This is a genomic window from Streptomyces sp. NPDC029122, from assembly GCF_055569445.1.
The window spans coordinates 359,052-377,372 of record NZ_JBVHWK010000001.1; the positions used below are offsets into that span (position 1 = coordinate 359,052).

Consider the following 18,321-nt stretch of genomic DNA (forward strand, 5'->3'; position numbering starts at 1 on the left):
CACCTGAGGGCCCGGCCGGGCACCCCGGCCGGGCCCGCCCCTCAGCGCCGGGCGCGGCGCGCGCGCAGCGCCCGTACGCCGGCTGCCGCCAGCAGCACCAGGACCAGCAGCGTCGACCAGCCCAGCTGGCCGCGCGCCCCGGGGTCGAGGGCCATCAGCACGAGCACGGCCACGATGCCGGCCGCCGCGAGCCAGGACAGGTACGGGAAGCCGCGCGTCCGCACCACCAGCAGGTGCGGGGAGTCCCGCTCCAGCCGGCGGCGCAGCACCAGGTGGGCGGCGGCCACGGTCAGCCACATGTAGAGCATGGAGCCGCCCATGGCCTTCGCCAGGAACGGCAGGATCCGTTCCGGCCAGCGGTGGTCGAGGGCGACCGCGACGAAGCCGAAGGCCGCCGACGCCGCGACGGCCGCGCGGGGCGCGCCCCGGGCGGAGGTGCGCAGCAGGACGCGCGGGGCCTCGCCCCGGGCGGCGAGCGAGTGCGCCATGCGCGAGGCGCCGTACAGGTTGGCGTTCATCGCGGACAGCAGGGCGATGAGCACGACGACCTCGATCAGCCGCCCGGCGCCCGGGATGCCGAGCCGGTCGAGGACCGCGACGTAGGGGCTGCGGCCGGGCGTGGCCGCGTCCCACGGCAGCAGGGTGACGATCACGGCGATCGAGCCGAGGTAGAAGAGGCTGATCCGCCAGATGGCGCTGCCGACCGCCTTGGTGACGGAGCGGGCGGGGTCGCCGGACTCGGCGGCGGCCATGGTGATGACCTCCATGCCGCCGAAGGCGAACACCACGGTCAGCAGGCCTGCGACGACGCTGTCCCAGCCTTGGGGCAGGAAGCCGCCGCGGCCGGTCAGATTGGTCATGCCGGGTGACTCGACCCCGGGCACGGCGCCGCACAGGGCGGCCACGCCGAGGGCGAGGAAGGCGATGATGGCGGCCACCTTGATTCCCGCGAACCAGAATTCGGCCTCCCCGAAGGAGGAGACCGAGAGCATGTTGGACTGGGTGAAGACGGCCAGCGCCGCGAGGGCGATCGCCCACTGCGGTACGGCCGGGACCCACTGGTGCAGGATGGTCGCGGCGGCGATCAGCTCGATGGCGATCGCGATGACGGTCACGGCCCAGTACAGCCAGCCCGCGGTGAAGCCGGCCCACCGGCCCAGGGCGCGGTCGGCGTAGACGGAGAACGAGCCGCTGGCCGGCATGGCCGCGGCCATCTCGCCGAGCATCCGCATGACCAGCAGGGCCAGGGCGGCGGCGAGCGCGTACGACAGGATGATGGCCGGGCCCGCGACCCGCAGGCCGGCTCCGGAGCCGACGAACAGCCCGGCGCCGATGACCCCGCCGAGGGCCAGCATGGTCAGGTGGCGTGGGCGCAGGGCGCCGGCGAGCTCCCCGTCGGCCGGGGCCCGCGCCGCGGGCGGCCGGGGTGTCTGGGTGAGTGGAGCGGGCATGTGCGGTTCCCCCGGGTACGGACGTGGGCGGGGCCGGCGTCCGTGGCGCCGGCCCCGCGTCACGGTGTCGGTCAAGAAGAGACGCGCTCGAGCGTCGCGGTGTGCAGCTCGCCGGCGCGGCCGCCGTCGGGGGTGGCGTACGTCCAGTAGACGCTGACGGTGGAGCGGCCGAGGTCCATCACGTGGCTGACGGTCATGCCGGAGGCCTCGACCCAGTTGACGAAGTAGAGGCCCTCGCCCACCTGGCGGACGGAGAGCCGCTCCTGGCCGCCGCGGCCGGCCATCGGGCCTTCCAGGGCGGTCCAGTCGAGGGTCGTGCCGTCGGCGGAGTAGGAGTTGCGCAGGACGGCGCCGTTGTCGAGGGTGAGGACGTACGTGTGGCCCGCGAATGCGGGGACGGCGGCGGCCGGCCGTGCGGCGGGGGCGGCGAGGGCCGCGGCCGGGGCCGGGGCCGCCGCCTGGGCGGACGGGGCCGCGGCGAGGGCGATCAGGGCGGTGGCGGCGAGGGCCGGGACGGTGGTGCGCAGGCGCATGACGGTTCCTTCTCTGTGGTGGTGACGGGGGGTGGGCAGCGGGCGCGCGGGGCGCGTCACTGCGCGTACTGGTAGAAGCGGGTGTGGTCGAGCAGCTCGGAGGGCCGCACCCGCCACGGGGACATGGGCTCGTCGAGGCTGATGACCCGGCCGTGCTGGGGGTCGGTGGCGGGCAGGGGCCGGCGCGGCTCGTAGCCGGATCCGGGGTGCTTGCGCTGCCAGCGGGCCCAGACGAGGTCGATGAAGGTGTGGTGGAGCCAGAAGACGGGGTCGTTGGGGGAGGTCCCGCCGGTCATCTGGCCGCCGACCCACAGGTGGACCCGGTTGTGGTTGTGCCAGCCCTCCTTCTCCCCGACGGTCCAGCCCTCCAGCTTGTTGCGGAAGCCCGCGGTGGTGGAGGTGGAGTCCCAGGGGGCGGAGTCGTACACCGGGTCGTCGACGGCCCGGGCGAGTTCGGCGGGCGTCGGGAGCGCGACCGGGTCCGCGGGGCGGCCGAAGTCGCGCATCAGGTACTTCTCCTCGGTGACGCCCACGTTCACCGGCCAGTCGCCCCGGTCGAAGGCGAACGGGCCGGTCATGACCCGGCGGTCGCCGGGGCGGCCGTTGCCGCCGAGGAAGTCGTCGGCCCACAGGCCCGAGGTGGGCGACTGGTCGGCGGTCCAGTCCCAGTAGGGCAGGGTCACCTTCGGGTCGACCCGCTGGAGGGCGCGTTCGAACTCCAGCAGGTACTGGCGGTGCCAGGGGAAGAAGGAGGGGGACATGTGTCCCACCCGCTGCCCGCCCTCGCCGTCGGAGACGAAGTACTGGCCGTGCAGCCGGACGAACTCGTCGTAGACGCCGCGTCGTTTCACCTCCAGGAGGGCCGCCACGAATCTCGCCCGCTCGTCGGCGTCCAGGTCCTTCTGGTTCTTGCGCGTGTACACGTGTGCTTGTTCCTCGCTCTGTCGGACGTCAGTGGTGGTGCAGCCGGGCCGTCGAGAGCTGCGCGGTGCCTATCTCGTCCACCGCCGCCCGCGCCACCTCCAGCGGTGTGGGGAAGGACTGGTAGTGGTTGACCAGGCTCAGGTAGCTGCCGTCGGCGCGGCGCATGACGTGCAGCGGACGGCCGTCGATGCTGACCTCGATGCCGGGGCCCGGGGCCGGGGCGGCGGCGCTCCGGGCGGAGGCGTAGCGCACGGCCGTCGGTCCGCCCTGGATGCGCCGGCCCCGGTACACCTCGTCGAAGCTGCCGGGCGGGGCCGGCGCGGCGGCGGTGCCGGACCCGGCTGGTGCGCCGGCGGGTGCGGGGGCGGGGTCGGCCAGGACGATCGGCGCGACGGCGGCGCTGGTGCCGACGACGACGGCCGTGGTCAGGGCGGCCCGCATCATGTCCCTGCGGGTGATCGTGTTCATGCGCGCTGCTCCTGGGGTGCGGTGGCCGGTGCGGTGATGTCCTCGAGGACCGCCCGGACGATGTCGTCGGCCCGTTCGAGGACGGAGGGCATGCCGGAGGTGAAGAAGAGGGTCCCGGCGCCCATGTCGCCGATCGCGTGCATCCGCCGGTGGGGCCGGCCGGCGCCGACGGCCCGGCTGGTGGACGGTTCGATGCGCAGGCCGCCGTAGGGGTGGTACTCGCCGATGCCGTCCTCGACGAGCGAGTCGACGAACGGGCGGGCCTGGGCCGGGACCCGGTGGGAGGGAGCGCTGACGGCGTTGACGACGACGTCGCTCTCGTACTCCCCTCCGTCGGCCCCGATGTGGAAGCCGGCTCCGGCCAGGGGCTTGACGTTCCACAGGCCGCGCAGGACGCGCAGGCCGCCCGCCTCGTGGAGCTCGAGCAGCTTGCGGGCGTTGGCCGGGGGCATCGGGCAGCACAGGCTCATCACGGCCCGGTAGTGGTGCTCCCGGATGAAGTCCTGGTCGGCGGCGCGCAGCAGCGTCCAGGCGTCCGGGCCGCTCTCGGGGACGGCGTGCTGCATGACCCGCATGCCGGTGTCGGCCTCGTCGATGCGGTCGTACTGGCGGCGCAGCCGCTCCAGGGGGGATTCCGTGCCCAGGGACGACAGTTCGGCGACCACCGCGGAGGGGTCGGCGCCGTGTGCGGCCAGTTCCCGTTCCAGGAGCTCCAGTACGTCGTCCAGCGCGAGCCGGCCGTCGTGGTTCCCGGCGGCGCGGGTGTGCAGGGCGGCGGGGGTGAAGTGCCGGATCTCGGGGAAGACGGGGCGCTGCCGCACGGCCGGCAGGGCGCCGTTGCGGGAGGCCATGGTGATCCGGCCCCGGTGGCCGCGGGCGGCGAGGGAGACGACGGTGTCCACGGCCGCGAGGCCGGTGCCGAGGACGGTGACGTCGGCGGTCGGGGGTATCGCGGCGACCGTGGTGCGCAGCGGGTAGGGGTCGCCGAAGTAGCCGGGGCTGCCGTCGAGTTCGTAGTGGTCGGCGGGCCGGCCGGCGCCGACCGCGCAGACCACGTAGTCGAAGGCGTGCGTGCGGCCGTCCCGGGTGGTCAGCACCACCTCCTCCCCCGCCTCGCGGGCCGCGACGACCGCGTCGCGGACGATGCCGGTGGGCCAGCCGCCGAGGGAGAGCTCGCCGACGGCGTTCTCGGCGGTGCGTTCCAGGTAGCTGCCGAACACCCAGCGGGGCGGGAAGTAGCCGTCGGCGGCGTAGTCGCCCTGCCCGTAGGGGAGTCCGGACGCCCGCAGCCAGTTCAGGAAGTCGTCGGGGTCTCCGGTGCGGGCGCTCATCTCCGCCGGGATGATGTTGGCGAGGACCGTGTCGGCGTCGTGCTGGTAGGCGCGGCCGCGCCACAGGCCGCCCGAGGGTTCGAAGACGGTGATCGTGCCCCGGCCGCGGCCCTGGGTGCGGGAGAGCCGGTCCAGCAGGCAGACGGCCGCGGCCCCTCCGCCGACCAGGCCGATGCGCGTCGGCGGGCGGTCGTTCGTGTCGATGGTCATGGTCACCCTTCGTGGAGAGGAGTCGGCGGGAGGGGCGCCCGCGGGGGCGCCGTCAGTGCGCGGAGGCGGGCTGCGGCTCGGTGGCGGCGGCCGTGGGGGCGGCGGCGGGGCGACGGCGGGAGCTCGCGTAGAGCAGGCCGAGGCCGATCAGCGCCCAGACGACGAGCACCAGGACCGGGCCGCCGGCGCCGGCGCCGCCGAAGGGGCCCGCGGTACGCAGCAGGGTCGCGGCGGCGCCCGCCGGGAAGAACTGGCCGATCGAGCCCAGCGGCTGGGGCAGCATCTCCGGGGCCGAGGCCAGGCCGGAGAGCGGGTTGCCGACGACGAACATCAGGACGGCGCCGACGGCTATGCCGGGCGGGCCGATCAGCGAGCCGAGCCCGGTGATCAGGGAGACCATGGCCAGCTCCAGCAGGGCCACGATCCCGGCGTTGACGAAGTAGCCGCCCGGCGCCACCCCGCTGAGGTGGGTCAGCATCAGGGAGCTGAGGAGTCCGGAGGCGAGGGCGAAGCCGATGACGCCGAGGAACTTGGCGCCGGCGGCGCGCACCTTGAGGACGAAGAGCAGGGCGGCGATCACGGCGGTGATCAGCAGGGGCAGGAAGCCCATGGAGAGGCCCGCGCCGTGCGGGTCGTCGGGGTCCGCGGGCACCACGTCGGTGACGCGTACCGGGCCGCCGGCGAGTTCCTGCGCCTGCCCGGTCAGGGTCTGGGCGACGGCGGGCGAGGCGGCGGAGGCCAGGCGCAGTTCCAGTCCGCCGGCGATGGGCAGCAGGGCCCCGTACGCCTTGCGGTCGCGCAGGGCGGCGTCGGCCTCCTCGACACCGGCGGCGGTCCCGACGTCGTAGGCGCCGGGGGCGGCCTCGCGCAGCCGGTCGGCGAGCTGCTCCGCGCTCTGGGGGGCGCCCGGTGCGGAGACGACCAGGACGGGCAGGTCCCGGGGAGCGGCGTGGGACGCCGACCAGGAGAACCAGCCGCCGATGACGAACTGCACGATCGCGACGATGACGAGGATGGTGCGCGCTTCCGCGCGTGGTGAGGCGGTCGAACTCATGATTGCTTCCTGGGATCTGGTGCGGCAGGCAGGCGGGCGGCCGGGACCGGAGCGGGCGGGCCGGGCCGGCCGGGCGGGCGGGCCGGGGCGTCGGGGCGCGGGCGGCTACTCGTCGAGCAGGTCGGGCTGTTCCGCCGTGATCTCGTCCCACATGATCTGGAAGCTGTAGCGGCCGAGCTGCTCGTCGCCGAAGCCGTCCCGGGCCAGCAGGGCCTGCTCGTGGGACATCGGGACGGGGCGGCCCGCGGCGAGGGCCAGCAACTGGACCTGAGCGCAGCTCTCGTAGGTGAAGAACCAGTGGACGGCCTCCTCCAGGGAGCCGCCCACGGTGATCAGGCCGTGGTGGCGCAGCAGCATGGCGCGCTTGGCGCCGAGGCGGTCGGCGATGTCCTGGCCGTGTTCGATCCGGATGGCGGGGCCGTCGTAGTCGCCGTAGAGGACCTGGTCCTGGTAGAAGGCCGCGGACTCCTGGTCGTAGGGCTCCAGCAGCCGTTCGAGGGCGCCGAGGGCGCGGGCGTGGACGGTGTGGCCGTGCGCGATGGCGTCGGCCCCGGGCCGCTCGTGGATCTTCGAGTGGATGGTGAAGGCACTGGGGTTGACCTTGCCGGTGCCGTCGACGACGCGGCCCGAGGCGTCGACGCGGATCAGGTCGGCCACGCGGACGCGGCTGAAGGAGACGCCGAAGGGGTTGACCCAGAAGGTGTCGAGTTCCTCGGGGTCGCGGACCGAGATGTGGCCGGAGATCCCCTCGGCGTAGCCCGCCTTGCCGAACAGCCGCATGGCGGCGGCCAGTCGCCGCTTGCGGTGGCGGCGCTCCTCCTCGGCGGAGGCGAAGACCGGGTCCGCCGGGATGGGCAGACCGGTGTGGGTGTCGGCGAGGAAGGCTTCGTGTGCGGTGGTGGACACGTGTGGTCTCCTGGATGGTCGGTTTCGGGCCTGTCCGTCCCCCGCTCCCCCGTCCGCTCCTGGGCAGGGCGAAGCCTGGCCACGGGTCGGGGAAGGTGCGCCTAAACCCCTGGTCAGCTGGGGTGTGGCGGCTCGGGAGGGCATCAGCTCCTGCACCTGAATCCTGTCCCACACCGGGGTGGTTTTTCGGCCTCCCAAGGCTCCGCGCGGCTTCATAAGCGTGCGTTTCACGTTTGCGCAGCGGGCCTGATTACGGGCATAGCGGCACAGACCGCACCCCGCGGGGGCCGTCGCGTCCCGGCGGGACCGGCGCGGACGGTGTCAACGGGCCGTCAGGATGGGACCGGGCGGCGTCAACGACCCGTCGGGGGGTGGCCCCGCGCGGACGGAGGCGGGCTTGGCCTCGGTGGCGCGCCCCGGGACGCCTCCCCGCTGCCCGGGGCCCGTCCGTCCGCCGCTCGTGGTTCCTCCAGGAGGAGACCTCATGTGCGTGTTCTCGTACGAAGACGATCCCGAGCCGGAGGAACGCGCCCCGGCCGGACCGCTGTACGTGCCGGTCCGGCCGGGGGGCGCGGAGGTGGTGGTACGCCTGTTCCGCACCCCGCTGGGCGCCCGTACCGCCGTCGGCTTCACCGGGCCGGACCGGCTCGCCGCCGTGCTGGGGGCCGGGCACCCCTGGATCCGGCTCTCGGAGCCGGCGCTGCGCGCCCTGGCCGAGCCGCTCGGGGCGACGCCGCTCACCGTCGACCCGGTCCTGACCGCTCCGGGGGTCACCCCGGGGCCGTCCGGCACGCCCGCGGTGCCGGCTCCGTCGGCGCCCGCGTGCTCGCCCTCGCCTTCGCCTTCGGTGCCCGCGCCCCGGGCGTCGGGTGCCGCCGCCCGGACCGCCTGAAGGGGAGGGTGCCATGACCATCGCAGCCGTCCCCGAGGTGTCGGCGGGCGCCGGTGGCCTGTCCGTCTGGCCCGCGTCCACGACCGCGCTCGCCCGCGGCGGCCTGGCCGTCGGCGGGGTGCCGCTGGCGGAGGTCGCCGAACGGTTCGGGACCCCGGCGTACGTACTGGACGAGGGTGAGGTGCGCGCACGCTGCCGCGCCTACCGGGACGCCTTCCCCGGAGCCGATGTCCTGTACGCGGCCAAGGCCTTCCTCTCCCGCGCGATGGTGCGCTGGGTCCGGGAGGAGGGCCTCGGACTGGACGTGTGCTCCGCCGGGGAACTGGAACTCGCCGTGACCTCGGGGTTCCCCGCCGAGCGGATCGTGCCGCACGGCAACGCCACATCACCCCGGGACATCGGGGCCGCGCTGCGGCTCGGCGTGGGGAGGATCGTCATCGACAGCCCCTCCGAGATAGCCCGCATCGCCGCCGCCGTGGGACCCCGGGGCCGCCAGAAGGTCCTGGTGCGGGTGGTGCCGGGTGTCCGCGCCGGCGGCCACGAGAAGATCCGTACCGGTACGGAGGACCAGAAGTTCGGGCTGTCCGCCGCCGACGGCAGCGCCCGGCGGGCCGTCGACCGGATCCTGCCCCAGCCGCAGCTGGAACTGGCCGGGCCGCACTGCCACATCGGCTCCCAGATCACCGACGTCGCCCCCTACCTGGTGGCGCTGCGCCGCATGGTGGAGCTGATGGCCGAGGTCCGCGACGCGCACGGGGTCGCGCTGCCCGAGCTGGACCTGGGCGGCGGGCACGGCATCGCGTACCGCCCCGGGGAACCGGCCCTGGACCTGGCCTCGCTGGCACGCGGGCTGCGCACCGGCCTCGCCCGGGCCTGCGCCGCCGCCGCTCTGCCCGTGCCCCGGCTCGCGATCGAGCCGGGGCGGGCCGTCGTGGGTCCGGCCGGGGTCGCCCTGTACCGCGTGCTCGCCGTGAAACGCACCCGGGACGACGTGTTCGTCGCCGTGGACGGCGGGATGAGCGACAACCCGCGGCCCGCCCTGTACGGGGTGCGGTGCGCGCCCCGGCTGGCCGCCCGCGCCTCCACGGCCGACCCCGGCACGGCCACCGTGGTCGGCCGGCACTGCGAGGCCGGTGACGTCCTCGCCGCCGGGGTGCCCCTGCCCGACGACGTCCACCCCGGCGGCCTGCTCGCCGTACCGGTGGCCGGGGCCTACCAGCTCTCCATGGCCTCCGGGTACAACATGGTCGGCCCGCCGCCGGTGATCGCGGTACACGGGGCCGCGGCACGGCTCCTCGTCAGGCGCGAGACCCTGGACGACTTCCGCAGCCGCGACATCGGCGGCTAGCGTCCCGCGCCCGTGTCGTCGGGTCCGGTCCAGTCGAAGGTGATGTGCTTGCTGGACTGGCCCTCCCTGCTCCAGTGGAAGCCGAAGGCGTCGGCCCGGTCCGCGGTCGAGCGGCCCCAGGTGGCGACCTGTCCCGGCCCGGTCTCCGAGCCCGGCAGGTTCGTCGACTGGACCCGCGCGCCCTCCGGGGTCGTGGGACCCGTGAGGGCCACCGCGCTGGCCTCGACCCGGCCGGGGACGGTGGCCCTCCAGCCGCCGAGGTCCTCGTCGACCTCGATGTGGACGGGGGCGAAGTCCAGGCCGCGCATCTCGGCGTCCATCATGGCCACCATCTCGGCCGGCCAGCTGCCCGCCTGGCCCCCGAAGATCATCTGCAGTGCCTGGCGCTGGGCCTCGTCGGCGCGCTCGTCGAGGAAGATCGCCGCGTACGTGTCGCTGTGCTCCGCCCACACGTTCCCGACGAAGGAGCCGAGCATCAGGACGTTCAGGCCGTCGAGCGTCACGTCACCGTAGTTGCCCTCGCGTATGTGCCAGGCGAGGACTCCGTCGCATTCGCCGTAGCTGGGCCGCTGGGCGAAGGAGCAGGGGCACGGAACATCACATCTGCACGTGTCGAACCAGTCCCCGGCCGCGTGCCAGGCCGGGACGGTCGCTGGGGTCTCGGACATCTCATCGCCTCCACGTGACCCCGCGCCGGGCGGGCGTCGCGGAGGGCCCGCCATGCCCGGGCCGACACCGCCGCCCGTGTTCGGCGGTACGGGTCATCAGCTCGATTCTCCTCCTGCCGCCGCGACGGCGGTAGCGGTCACCCCATCCGGTGCATGTCCATCTCCCCCATCGGCGGGCCCGGATCCAGTCCCGGCAGCAGCCAGTCCTGGAAGGGGGCGAGGGCCGCCAGCACGAGGAAGACGAGGCCCACCGCCCGGGCCAGCCACGGGCCCCGCCGCCAGAGCTTCTCCAGGAAGATCACCCCGGCGACGGCCGCCATCGCGGCCACGTTCATCACCCCGAGCGGGATCAGGACGATCATCAGGCCCCAGCAGCAGCCGACGCAGTACAGGCCGTGGTGCGCGCCGACCCGCAGGTCCTTGGCCCACCGCCGGTAGCGCGCGTACCGGGCGAGCTGGAACATCGGGTTGCGGCAGTGCCGCAGGCAGACCCGCTTCAGCGGCCCGAACTGCTGGAGCCCCGCGAGGAGGAAGGCGCCCGCGCCGATCCACCGGGCCGCCCCGGGAGCGGCCTCCACCAGGCGCCCGGTCACGGCCAGCGCCCCGTACACCAGCAGCCCGAAGCCGGTCCAGGCCAGCAGGTAGCCGCTCACGAACTGGGCGGTGCGCAGTGCGCGGGCGGGGCCCGCCGAGCGGCGGCCGATGCCGCGCACCCAGGTGAGGGCCACGGGCGCCACCGAGGGCAGCATCATCGCCGCCATCATGACCACCCAGAGAGCGAGGAAGAGCGGCGGCGCCGTGCCCATGCTGCCGGGCCCCGTCCCCATCCGCCGGGACTGGGCGACCGTGGCCGCCCAGGCGAGTACGGCGATCAGCACCATCAGCGTCCAGCCGACCGCCAGCTCGCGCCTCGGCAGCAGGACTCCGGGCCGGTTCGGCGCGGGTGCGCCGGGACGGACGTGCGGCATGGTGCGCCTCCCGGGGGCGCGCGGTGGCCCGAGGACCCTCCCAGCTCAGCACAGAACCGGTGGTGCGGCGATCCCTGATGCGGTCCGGGCCGACCTCATGAGCGGAGCCACACCGCTCCGCTAACATGTTCGAGCCAACAATCACCAGGTTGAAATATGAACATCGGCTGAAAATGATATCTGCGGTATCGCGCACGCTTGCGCGCATGGGCGGCGGAATCGAGTCCGGGGCTTGGCGTCGGCCACGGGTCATTCTGTGGGCCGCGGTGAGCGTGACGGGCCTCGGATTCCTCGTCGCCCTGGAAATAACCGCGCGCCGTTACGGCGTGGCGGGTCCGATCACCGACCAGGCGCGAGAGGTGATCTTCGCCCCGAGGTCGGGGACCGTGCTGTACGCGAGCATGGCGTTGATGATGGTCGTGCTCACCTGGCGGCAGCGGTTCATCGCGCTCGGCGCCGCGGTCGGCATCGACCTGGTCCTGTGGCTCGTACGGTGGGCGCTCGGCGCCGAGAACATGGCCGGCAGCGGCGCCCTGTGGGTGACCCTGGGCTGTGCCGTCTTCGCCGTCACGCGCCGCACCGGCCCCGAGCGCGCCCTGCTGCTGAAGGGCGCCGGACTGGCGCTGCTGCTGGTCACCGGCCGCAAGACCGGCTACGCCTGGCTGCTGATCACCGCGAAGACCCGCCCGATGGTGCTGGACCAGTACGTGGCGGCCGCCGACCACGCGCTCGGCAACCCGTCGTGGGTGGCCGGCCGGATCGTGGAGGCCACCGGCCCGCTCGGCCACCACGTGCTCGAATGGGTCTACATCCAGCTCGCGGTCGGCGCGGTCCTGGTCGCCCTGTACCAGCTGCGCCACGTGGCGGTCCAGCGGCGCTTCCCGGCCCACCACCTGGTGCGCACGTTCCTGGTGGTCGGCCTCCTCGGGCCGGGCATCTACATGGTCTTCCCGGTGGTCGGGCCGATCCTCGCCTACGGCGCCGACGGCGGCCAGTGGGCGGTGGCCAACCTGTGGCCGCACACGATGCCCGCCCTCGGAACCCCGCGGCCGATGCTCTTCGACGAGATCACCCCGCGCAACTGCATGCCCAGCCTGCACACGGCGTGGGCCACCGCGATCTTCATCCACTCCCGCAAGGGTCCGTGGGTCCTGCGGTTCCTCGGCACCTTCTGGCTGATCGCCACGCTCGGCGCGACGCTGGGCTTCGGCTACCACTACGGAGCGGACATCGTCTCGGGCGTGGTGTTCACCCTCACGATCGAGGCGGCGCTGCGGGCGCTCGCCCGCGGCTGGGACCGGCGGGCGACCCTGCTGGTCGGCTCCGGCACCGCGGTCTTCACCGCGCTGCTGGTGTCGTACCGCTATCTGTCGATGGAGATGGCCGGGCATCCCTGGGTGTTCGGTCCGCTGGTGCTCCTGGCGTCGGCCGCGGTCGTCTACGGCTACGTGAGGACCACGCGGCTCTGGGACCGGCAGCCCCCGGCGGTGCACCTGCCGGCGCCCCGCTCGCACGAGCCCCAGCCCGAACTGGTCTGACCCGCCGCACCGCCGGCCGAGGGGCGGTCCCTCGGCCGGCGGTGCGCGCGGGCGGTCAGCGGCGGACCCTCGGCATGCCCAGGCCGATCCAGGAGATGATCTCGCGCTGGATCTCGTTGTTGCCGCCGCCGAAGGTGAAGATCACGGCGCTGCGGTAGCCCCGTTCCAGCTCGCCGTGCAGGACCGCGCCCGCGGAGCCGTCCTTGAGGGAGCCCGCCGCGCCGACGACCTCCATGAGCCAGGCGTACGCGTCCCTGCGCGCCTCCGAGCCGTACACCTTGACCGCGGAGGCGTCCTGCGGGGTGAGGGTGCCCGACTCGACGGCGCCCACCATCTGCCAGTTGAGCAGCTTCATCGCGTCGAGGCGGGCGTGCGTGCGGGCGAGACGGCCGCGCACCCAGGACAGGTCGATCACTCGGCGCCCGTCCGCGAGCTTCGTCGCGGCGGCCCAGCGCTGTACGTCGTGCAGGGCGCGGATGGCCATGGTGCCGTGAGCGGCGAGGGTGACGCGCTCGTGGTTGAGCTGGTTGGTGATCAGGCGCCAGCCCTTGTTCTCCTGCCCGACGCGGCGGCTCGCGGGCACGCGGATGTCCTCGTAGTGGCTGGCGGTCGTGTCGTGCGAGGCGAGGGTGTTGATCAGGGTGCAGGAGTAGCCGGGGTCGGAGGTCGGCACGAGCAGCATGGTGATGCCCTTGTGAGCGGGGGCGTCCGGGTCGGTGCGGACGGCGAGCCAGACCCAGTCGGCGGTGTCGCCGTTGGTGGTCCACGTCTTCTGGCCGTTGACCACGTAGGTCCCGCTCTCCTCGTCGCCCTCGCGGACGGCCCCGCACCTGAGGGCGGCCAGGTCGGTGCCGGCGTCGGGTTCGCTGTAGCCGATGGCGAAGTCGATCTCCCCCGAGAGGATCCGGGGGAGGAAGTACGCCTTCTGCTCGTCGGTGCCGAACCGCATGAGGGTCGGGCCGACCGTGTTCAGGGCCATCAGCGGCAGCGGGACGACGGCCTGCGCGGCCTCGTCGAAGAAGATGAACTGCTCCATGGCCGACATCCCGCGGCCGCCGTACTCCTTCGGCCAGCCGACGCCGAGCCAGCCGTCCGCGCCGAGGCGGCGGATGGTCTCCCGGTAGAAGCGCTTCTGCGCGGCGGGGTCCTCGTAGCGGGCGTGGACGTCCTCCGGCACGAGCTCGGCGAAGTAGGCGCGCAGTTCGGTGCGCAACTGCTGCTGCTCAGGCGTGTATTCGAGGTGCACGGCCCCTCCGGGAGTCTCGCGGTCGCGCCGGTCGCTGCGGTGGCGGCGGTCAGAGTAGAACCCGTTACAGGAATTGGGAAGGGCCGGGACGGCGACCCGGGGCCCCCGCGCCGGTAGGGTCACGCCCCATGAGGGACGTGGAGACGGTCGTGGCGGGCAGCGAGATCGTGGTGGAGTGCCCGGGGCTCACCCACCACCACACGGGTGACACCCCGGTTCCCCTGCGGCTCCGGCGGCGGACCGCCGACGGGACGTGGATCTTCGAAGTGGGCACACCGGTCGCCCGGGCGCCCCTGCTGGCGGGGACCGCGCGGGAGCAGGACGTACGCGACTTCGCGCTGGGGATCCTGGACACCCTGGAGGCCGGCGGCGGGGAGCCCGACTTCCGGCTCTTCGACGACGGGTACACCGAGGTGCGGGCGACGGTCGGCTACGGCCCCGAGCTCTACCTGGCGCTGGAGGCCACCTTCGACCTGGACCGGGACCGGGTCGGCACCGACGCGAACGGCTCGCCCCGGTACGCCAATCCCTTCGGCTGGTGCTTCGCGGAACTGGGCGGGATACCCCTGGCCGAGCCGGAGGCGCTGGGCGGGTTCGCGCGGGCGCTGCTGGCGGCGCTCGACGGCTGACGAGGCCCGCGCCCGCGCGGACGCGCGGCTCCGGCGGCGGTGTCAGGGCCGGCCCAGCGCCCCGATCATCGCCTCGGCCGTCGCCGCCATCGCCGTGCGGGCGGCGGTGAGGTACGGGCGGGGGTCGGCCGGGGTGAGGTGGGTGCGGATGGCCTCGGTCATGGCCAGGTTGAGGGCGGTGCCGATGTTGACCTTGCGGATCCCGCCGGCGACGGCGGCCGCGAGTTCCGCGTCGGGCAGGCCGGAGGAGCCGTGCAGCACCAGCGGCACGTCCAGGGTCTTGGCGAGCCGCGCCAGCAGGGCGTGGTCGAGGGAGGCGGTGCGGCTGGTCATGGCGTGGCTGCTGCCGATGGCCACAGCCAGGGCGTCGACCCCGGAGTCGGCGACGAACCGCCGGGCCTCGTCCGGGTCGGTACGGGCGCCCGGCGCGTGCGGGTCGAGCGGCGCGGCCCCGTTCTTGCCGCCGACCTCGCCCAGCTCCGCCTCGATCCACAGCCCGTTGGCGTGGGCCCAGTCGGCGGCGGACCGGGTGGACTCCAGGTTCTCGGCGTAGGGCAGGTGCGCGGCGTCGTACATCACGGACCCGAAGCCGGCGTCCGCGGCCTGCCGCAGCAGGTCGGGGCTCTTGACGTGGTCGAGGTGGAGGCCGACGGGCACCCGGGCGGCCTCCGCGCAGGCGGCGGCGGCCCGGGCGATGGGCAGCAGGGCTCCGCCGCGGAACTTCACGGCGTTCTCGCTGAGTTGCAGGATGACGGGCAGGCCGGTCCGTTCGGCGCCCTCGACCACGGCTTCGGCGTGTTCCAGGGTGATGATGTTGAAGGCGGCGACGGCGCCGCCGGCCGCGGCCGCCCCGGCGACGAGGGCCCCGGCGGCGGCGAGGCTCATCGGACCGCCTCCTCGCCCGCGGTGAGGATCACCGAGCGGGTGAGGTTGCGGGGCGCGTCGGGGTCGAGCCCCCGGTGCGCGGCGACGGCGACGGCGAGGCGCTGTGCCCGCACCAGCTCGGCGAGCGGGTCGAGTTCCCCGTCGACCCATTGCGCGCCGGTGCCCAGGACCTGCTCGGCGATCCCCTCGGGGGTGTCGCCCAGCGACCAGGTGACCGAGCCGGGGCCGGTGACGCTGACGGGCCCGTGCCGGTATTCCATCGCGGGATAGGCCTCGGCCCACGACAGCGATGCCTCGCGCATCTTCAGGGCGGCCTCGTGGGCCAGGCCCACGCTCCAGCCGCGTCCGAGGAAGGTGAACTGGCCGCGCGCCTCGAGGCCGTTGGGCAGGGGCAGCTCCAGGGCGGTGCGCGCGTCGGCGATCACGGCGGGGGTGTGGGCGCCGACGTGGGCCCGCAGCAGGGTGAGGGCGGTGGTGGCGAAGCGGGTCTGGACGACGGACCGCTCGTCGGCGAAGTCCAGTACGACGAGGTCGTCCGCGAGGGTCACGACCGGGGTGTCCGGGTCCCCGATGACGGCGGTGGTCGGGGTCCCGGCCTCCCGCAGCCCGGCGAGGAGGTCCAGCACCTCGGTGGTGGTCCCGGACCGGGTCAGGGCGACGACCCGGTCGTAGCGGCGGTGGCGGGGGAACTCCGAGGCGGGGAAGGCGTCGGTCTCCCCGTGCCCGGCCTCCTCGCGCAGGGCGGCGGCCGCCTGGGCCATGTAGTACGAGGTCCCGCAGCCGACGACCGCGGTACGCTCGCCGGGCCCGGGCAGCACCGCCCGGTGGGCCGGGGCCAGTTCGGCGGCCCGTTCCCAGCTGTCGGGCTGCGTGGCCAGCTCGTACGCGACGTGACTCATGCGGGCTCCTTGCGGGTCGGATGCGTCGGCCGGGATGCCTACCGGCCGGACTTCCCTGCGTGCTCCTGCGTGTTCTGCCTGCTGTTGCGTGTTCCTGCAAGGTAGCGGGCTGTTTCGCGCAACTTCAAGCATCTCCACGGTGATCCGCTGGGTTAATCTCGACGGCGGGCCCGGCGGAGGCCCGGGGGACGACACGGGAGGGGCGCCATGACCCGCGAGGAACGCTGGCGAAGACTGCTGGACCTGCTCGTGGAACGCCACGGGCTGGAGGTGGAACCGGCCGCCGAGGCGCTCGGCGTGTCGGCGGCGACCATCCGGCGGGACCTCGATCAGCTCGCGGAGCAGCAGCTGCTCGTCCGCACGCGCGGCGGAGCGGTGCCGCACGGGGTCTCCTACGAACTCCCCCTGCGGTACCGCACCTCGCGCCGGGCCGCCGAGAAGCGCCGGATCAGCGAGGCGGTCGCGGCCCTGATCGCGCCGGGCGAGGTGATCGGGCTGACGGGCGGCACCACGACGACGGAGGTCGCCCGCGCCCTCGCGGCCCGCGCCGACCTCGCCGCACCCGTCGGCGGCTCCCCCGCGCTCACCGTGGTCACCAACGCGCTCAACATCGCGGGCGAACTGGCGGTCCGGCCCCAGTTCAAGATCGTCCTGACGGGCGGAGTGGCCCGGCCGCAGTCGTACGAACTGACCGGGCCGCTGGCCCAGCAGACGCTCGGTCAGCTGACCGTCGACACGGCCGTGGTCGGCGTCGACGCCTTCGACCCGGCCGACGGCGCGGCCACCCGCCACGAGGACGAGGCCGCCGTCAACGCGCTGCTGTGCCAACGGGCCCGCCGCGTGGTCGTGGCGGCGGACTCCACGAAGCTGGGAGTCCGCGCCTTCGCCCGGATCTGCGCCACCTCCGCCGTGGACGTCCTGGTGACGGACACCGCCCTGACGGACGCCGCCGCCCGGCCCTTCCGGGACGCGGGCGTGGACGTCGTACGGGTCTGACGACGCGCCAGGGGAAGGCGTACCGAACGTCCCCCTCCGCTCAGCCCCGGCCCTCGAACCCCGCCAGCACCTCGCGGGGGTCGAAGGCGACCCGGATCCGGGCGATCCTGCCGTCCTCCACGTGCATCCAGTTCGCCGTCGGCGCCGGCGGCGCCACGGTGGTGTGCAGCTCGAACCAGGTGATCACCTCATCGCCTTCCGCCACCCGCGCCTTCACGTCGATCTTCTCCAGCACCTGGCCGACCCCCTTCAGCCCGGCCAGCGCCTCCTCCACCCCCGTTGCCGTTCCCAGCGGCCCGACGAAGTCGACGTCCTCGGCCACCAGCCCCCGCACGGTCTCGAAGTCGCCCGCCTCCCAGGCGGTGAAGTAGGCCTCTGCAAGCTGTCGTGCGCTCTTCGTTGTCGTCATGTCCCCATCTTCCCGAGCGCCGCGGCCATCAGTCCAACAGATGATGGTGATGGGATCTATCATCCTGGAATATGGAGATGCACCAGCTGCGCTACTTCGCCGCCGTGGTGGACGAGGGCACGTTCACCGGCGCCGCCCACCGCCTGCACGTCAGCCAATCCGGCATCAGCACCCAAGTGGCGAAACTGGAACGCGAGTTGGGACAGCCCCTGCTCGACCGCTCCGGACGCCGGGTCCGCCTCACCCCCGCCGGCGAGGCCGTGCTCCCCCTCGCGAAGAACGCCCTCGCCACCGTCGACGCCATCCAGCACACCGCGGCCGAGTTCGCCGACGCGGTCCGCGGCCGCGTCCGGCTCGGCATGATCATGGGCTGCTCGATCCCGCCCTTCCTGGACACCGTCGCCGGCCTCGGCCGCACCCACCCCGGCATCGAACTCAGCCTGCACGAGGGCCACTCCGACGACCTCCAGTCCCAGGTCCTCTCCGGCGCCCTCGACCTCGCCCTGATCGCCTACGCGGGCGAGGTCGCCCCGGGCCTGGAGTCGGACGTCGTCGTCGACGAGCCGATCGCCGTATGCGTGCCGGCCGGGCACCGTCTCGACCGGGCGGAACCCCGGCTGGCCGGCCTCCGGGGCGAGAAGGTCCTCTGCCTCTCCCGGGGCACCGGAATCCGTGCCGCCTACGAGGACTCCTGCCGCCGGCTCGGCCTGGACCCGCGCGTGGACATCGAGGCCAGCTCCCCGCTCACCCTGCTCCGCCTCGCCGAACGCGGCGCGGGCGTCGCCGTCCTCAGCGCCTCCTCCGCCCAGGGCTCCGGCCTCCGGGCCGTCCCCCTCGCCGACGCCGCCACGCACGGCCGGCTCGGCCTCATCGCCCGCCGCGACCAGCACTCCCCGTCCGTACGGCTGCTGCGCGCCAGGCTCCTCGCCGCACTGCGAGGTGCCTGAGGGCTGTCCGATGGGGCGG

At 74.2% G+C, this 18,321-nt stretch carries 19 protein-coding genes; 6 read left to right on the forward strand and 13 right to left on the reverse strand.

Going from position 1 to position 18,321, the window contains the following annotated elements; translation table 11 throughout:
• Nucleotides 1-41: 41 nt before the first annotated feature.
• The 7 genes from ACZ4WZ_RS01525 to ACZ4WZ_RS01555 form a co-directional block, all read right to left on the reverse strand.
• Nucleotides 42-1,451 carry an amino acid permease gene (locus ACZ4WZ_RS01525; protein ID WP_467883898.1) on the reverse strand — a complete coding sequence of 470 codons (1,410 nt, stop codon included), beginning with the start codon at nucleotides 1,449-1,451 and terminating at the stop codon, nucleotides 42-44.
• Nucleotides 1,452-1,522: 71 nt separating this feature from the next.
• A complete protein-coding gene (locus ACZ4WZ_RS01530) occupies nucleotides 1,523-1,984 on the reverse strand; it encodes a MoaF-related domain-containing protein (RefSeq protein ID WP_467883900.1) in 462 nt (153 codons plus the stop codon).
• A 56-nt stretch (nucleotides 1,985-2,040) separates the two neighbouring features.
• A complete protein-coding gene (locus tag ACZ4WZ_RS01535; RefSeq protein WP_467883902.1) occupies nucleotides 2,041-2,907 on the reverse strand; it encodes a tyrosinase family protein in 867 nt (288 codons plus the stop codon).
• Nucleotides 2,908-2,935: 28 nt separating this feature from the next.
• Nucleotides 2,936-3,376: a tyrosinase family oxidase copper chaperone gene (locus tag ACZ4WZ_RS01540; protein ID WP_467883904.1), complete on the reverse strand. Its 441-nt coding sequence runs from the start codon at nucleotides 3,374-3,376 to the stop codon at nucleotides 2,936-2,938.
• A complete protein-coding gene (locus ACZ4WZ_RS01545; protein ID WP_467883905.1) occupies nucleotides 3,373-4,917 on the reverse strand; it encodes an FAD/NAD(P)-binding protein in 1,545 nt (514 codons plus the stop codon). Before ACZ4WZ_RS01545 ends, ACZ4WZ_RS01540 begins: the two co-directional genes overlap by 4 nt.
• 52 nt (nucleotides 4,918-4,969) lie before the next feature.
• Nucleotides 4,970-5,971 (reverse strand): ABC transporter permease, encoded by a 1,002-nt coding sequence (locus tag ACZ4WZ_RS01550; protein ID WP_467883907.1) that lies wholly within the window; start codon nucleotides 5,969-5,971, stop codon nucleotides 4,970-4,972.
• 105 nt (nucleotides 5,972-6,076) lie between these two features.
• Nucleotides 6,077-6,877, reverse strand: coding sequence for a class II aldolase/adducin family protein (locus tag ACZ4WZ_RS01555; protein ID WP_467883909.1), 801 nt, complete (start codon nucleotides 6,875-6,877; stop codon nucleotides 6,077-6,079).
• Between the two features lie 484 nt (nucleotides 6,878-7,361).
• On the opposite strand from ACZ4WZ_RS01555, the gene ACZ4WZ_RS01560 reads away from it, so the two are divergent.
• Nucleotides 7,362-7,769 (forward strand): SAV_915 family protein, encoded by a 408-nt coding sequence (locus ACZ4WZ_RS01560; protein ID WP_467883911.1) that lies wholly within the window; start codon nucleotides 7,362-7,364, stop codon nucleotides 7,767-7,769.
• A 13-nt stretch (nucleotides 7,770-7,782) separates the two neighbouring features.
• Nucleotides 7,783-9,117, forward strand: coding sequence for a diaminopimelate decarboxylase (gene lysA, locus ACZ4WZ_RS01565; RefSeq protein WP_467883912.1), 1,335 nt, complete (start codon nucleotides 7,783-7,785; stop codon nucleotides 9,115-9,117).
• Here the strand turns inward: lysA and ACZ4WZ_RS01570 are convergent.
• The gene (locus tag ACZ4WZ_RS01570; RefSeq protein WP_467883913.1) at nucleotides 9,114-9,785 is read right to left on the reverse strand and encodes a DUF1326 domain-containing protein; all 672 of its coding nucleotides are present in this window, start codon (nucleotides 9,783-9,785) and stop codon (nucleotides 9,114-9,116) included. The genes lysA and ACZ4WZ_RS01570 overlap by 4 nt on opposite strands.
• Nucleotides 9,786-9,922: 137 nt before the next feature.
• Nucleotides 9,923-10,753, reverse strand: a complete 831-nt coding sequence (locus tag ACZ4WZ_RS01575) for a DUF2182 domain-containing protein (protein ID WP_467883915.1) — start codon at nucleotides 10,751-10,753, stop codon at nucleotides 9,923-9,925.
• A gap of 206 nt (nucleotides 10,754-10,959) precedes the next feature.
• On the opposite strand from ACZ4WZ_RS01575, the gene ACZ4WZ_RS01580 reads away from it, so the two are divergent.
• Nucleotides 10,960-12,291, forward strand: coding sequence for a phosphatase PAP2 family protein (locus ACZ4WZ_RS01580; protein WP_467883917.1), 1,332 nt, complete (start codon nucleotides 10,960-10,962; stop codon nucleotides 12,289-12,291).
• Nucleotides 12,292-12,346: 55 nt separating this feature from the next.
• On the opposite strand, the gene ACZ4WZ_RS01585 is transcribed toward ACZ4WZ_RS01580, so the two are convergent.
• The gene (locus ACZ4WZ_RS01585) at nucleotides 12,347-13,537 is read right to left on the reverse strand and encodes an acyl-CoA dehydrogenase family protein (RefSeq protein WP_467883918.1); all 1,191 of its coding nucleotides are present in this window, start codon (nucleotides 13,535-13,537) and stop codon (nucleotides 12,347-12,349) included.
• Between the two features lie 128 nt (nucleotides 13,538-13,665).
• Between ACZ4WZ_RS01585 and ACZ4WZ_RS01590 the strand changes: the two genes are divergently transcribed.
• Nucleotides 13,666-14,166 carry a hypothetical protein gene (locus tag ACZ4WZ_RS01590; RefSeq protein ID WP_467883920.1) on the forward strand — a complete coding sequence of 167 codons (501 nt, stop codon included), beginning with the start codon at nucleotides 13,666-13,668 and terminating at the stop codon, nucleotides 14,164-14,166.
• Between the two features lie 42 nt (nucleotides 14,167-14,208).
• Here ACZ4WZ_RS01590 and ACZ4WZ_RS01595 read toward each other — a convergent pair whose 3' ends face one another.
• Nucleotides 14,209-15,051, reverse strand: coding sequence for a class II fructose-bisphosphate aldolase (locus tag ACZ4WZ_RS01595; protein WP_467883921.1), 843 nt, complete (start codon nucleotides 15,049-15,051; stop codon nucleotides 14,209-14,211).
• Nucleotides 15,048-15,950, reverse strand: a complete 903-nt coding sequence (locus ACZ4WZ_RS01600; protein WP_467883923.1) for an SIS domain-containing protein — start codon at nucleotides 15,948-15,950, stop codon at nucleotides 15,048-15,050. Before ACZ4WZ_RS01600 ends, ACZ4WZ_RS01595 begins: the two co-directional genes overlap by 4 nt.
• Nucleotides 15,951-16,157: 207 nt before the next feature.
• Here ACZ4WZ_RS01600 and ACZ4WZ_RS01605 point away from each other — a divergent pair, with 207 nt between their 5' ends.
• A complete protein-coding gene (locus ACZ4WZ_RS01605; RefSeq protein ID WP_467883924.1) occupies nucleotides 16,158-16,946 on the forward strand; it encodes a DeoR/GlpR family DNA-binding transcription regulator in 789 nt (262 codons plus the stop codon).
• A 40-nt stretch (nucleotides 16,947-16,986) separates the two neighbouring features.
• Here the strand turns inward: ACZ4WZ_RS01605 and ACZ4WZ_RS01610 are convergent, their stop codons facing one another.
• Nucleotides 16,987-17,355 (reverse strand): nuclear transport factor 2 family protein, encoded by a 369-nt coding sequence (locus tag ACZ4WZ_RS01610; RefSeq protein ID WP_467883926.1) that lies wholly within the window; start codon nucleotides 17,353-17,355, stop codon nucleotides 16,987-16,989.
• Nucleotides 17,356-17,426: 71 nt separating this feature from the next.
• On the opposite strand from ACZ4WZ_RS01610, the gene ACZ4WZ_RS01615 reads away from it, so the two are divergent.
• The gene (locus ACZ4WZ_RS01615; protein WP_467883928.1) at nucleotides 17,427-18,302 is read left to right on the forward strand and encodes a LysR family transcriptional regulator; all 876 of its coding nucleotides are present in this window, start codon (nucleotides 17,427-17,429) and stop codon (nucleotides 18,300-18,302) included.
• The last annotated feature ends 19 nt before the right edge of the window (nucleotides 18,303-18,321 follow it).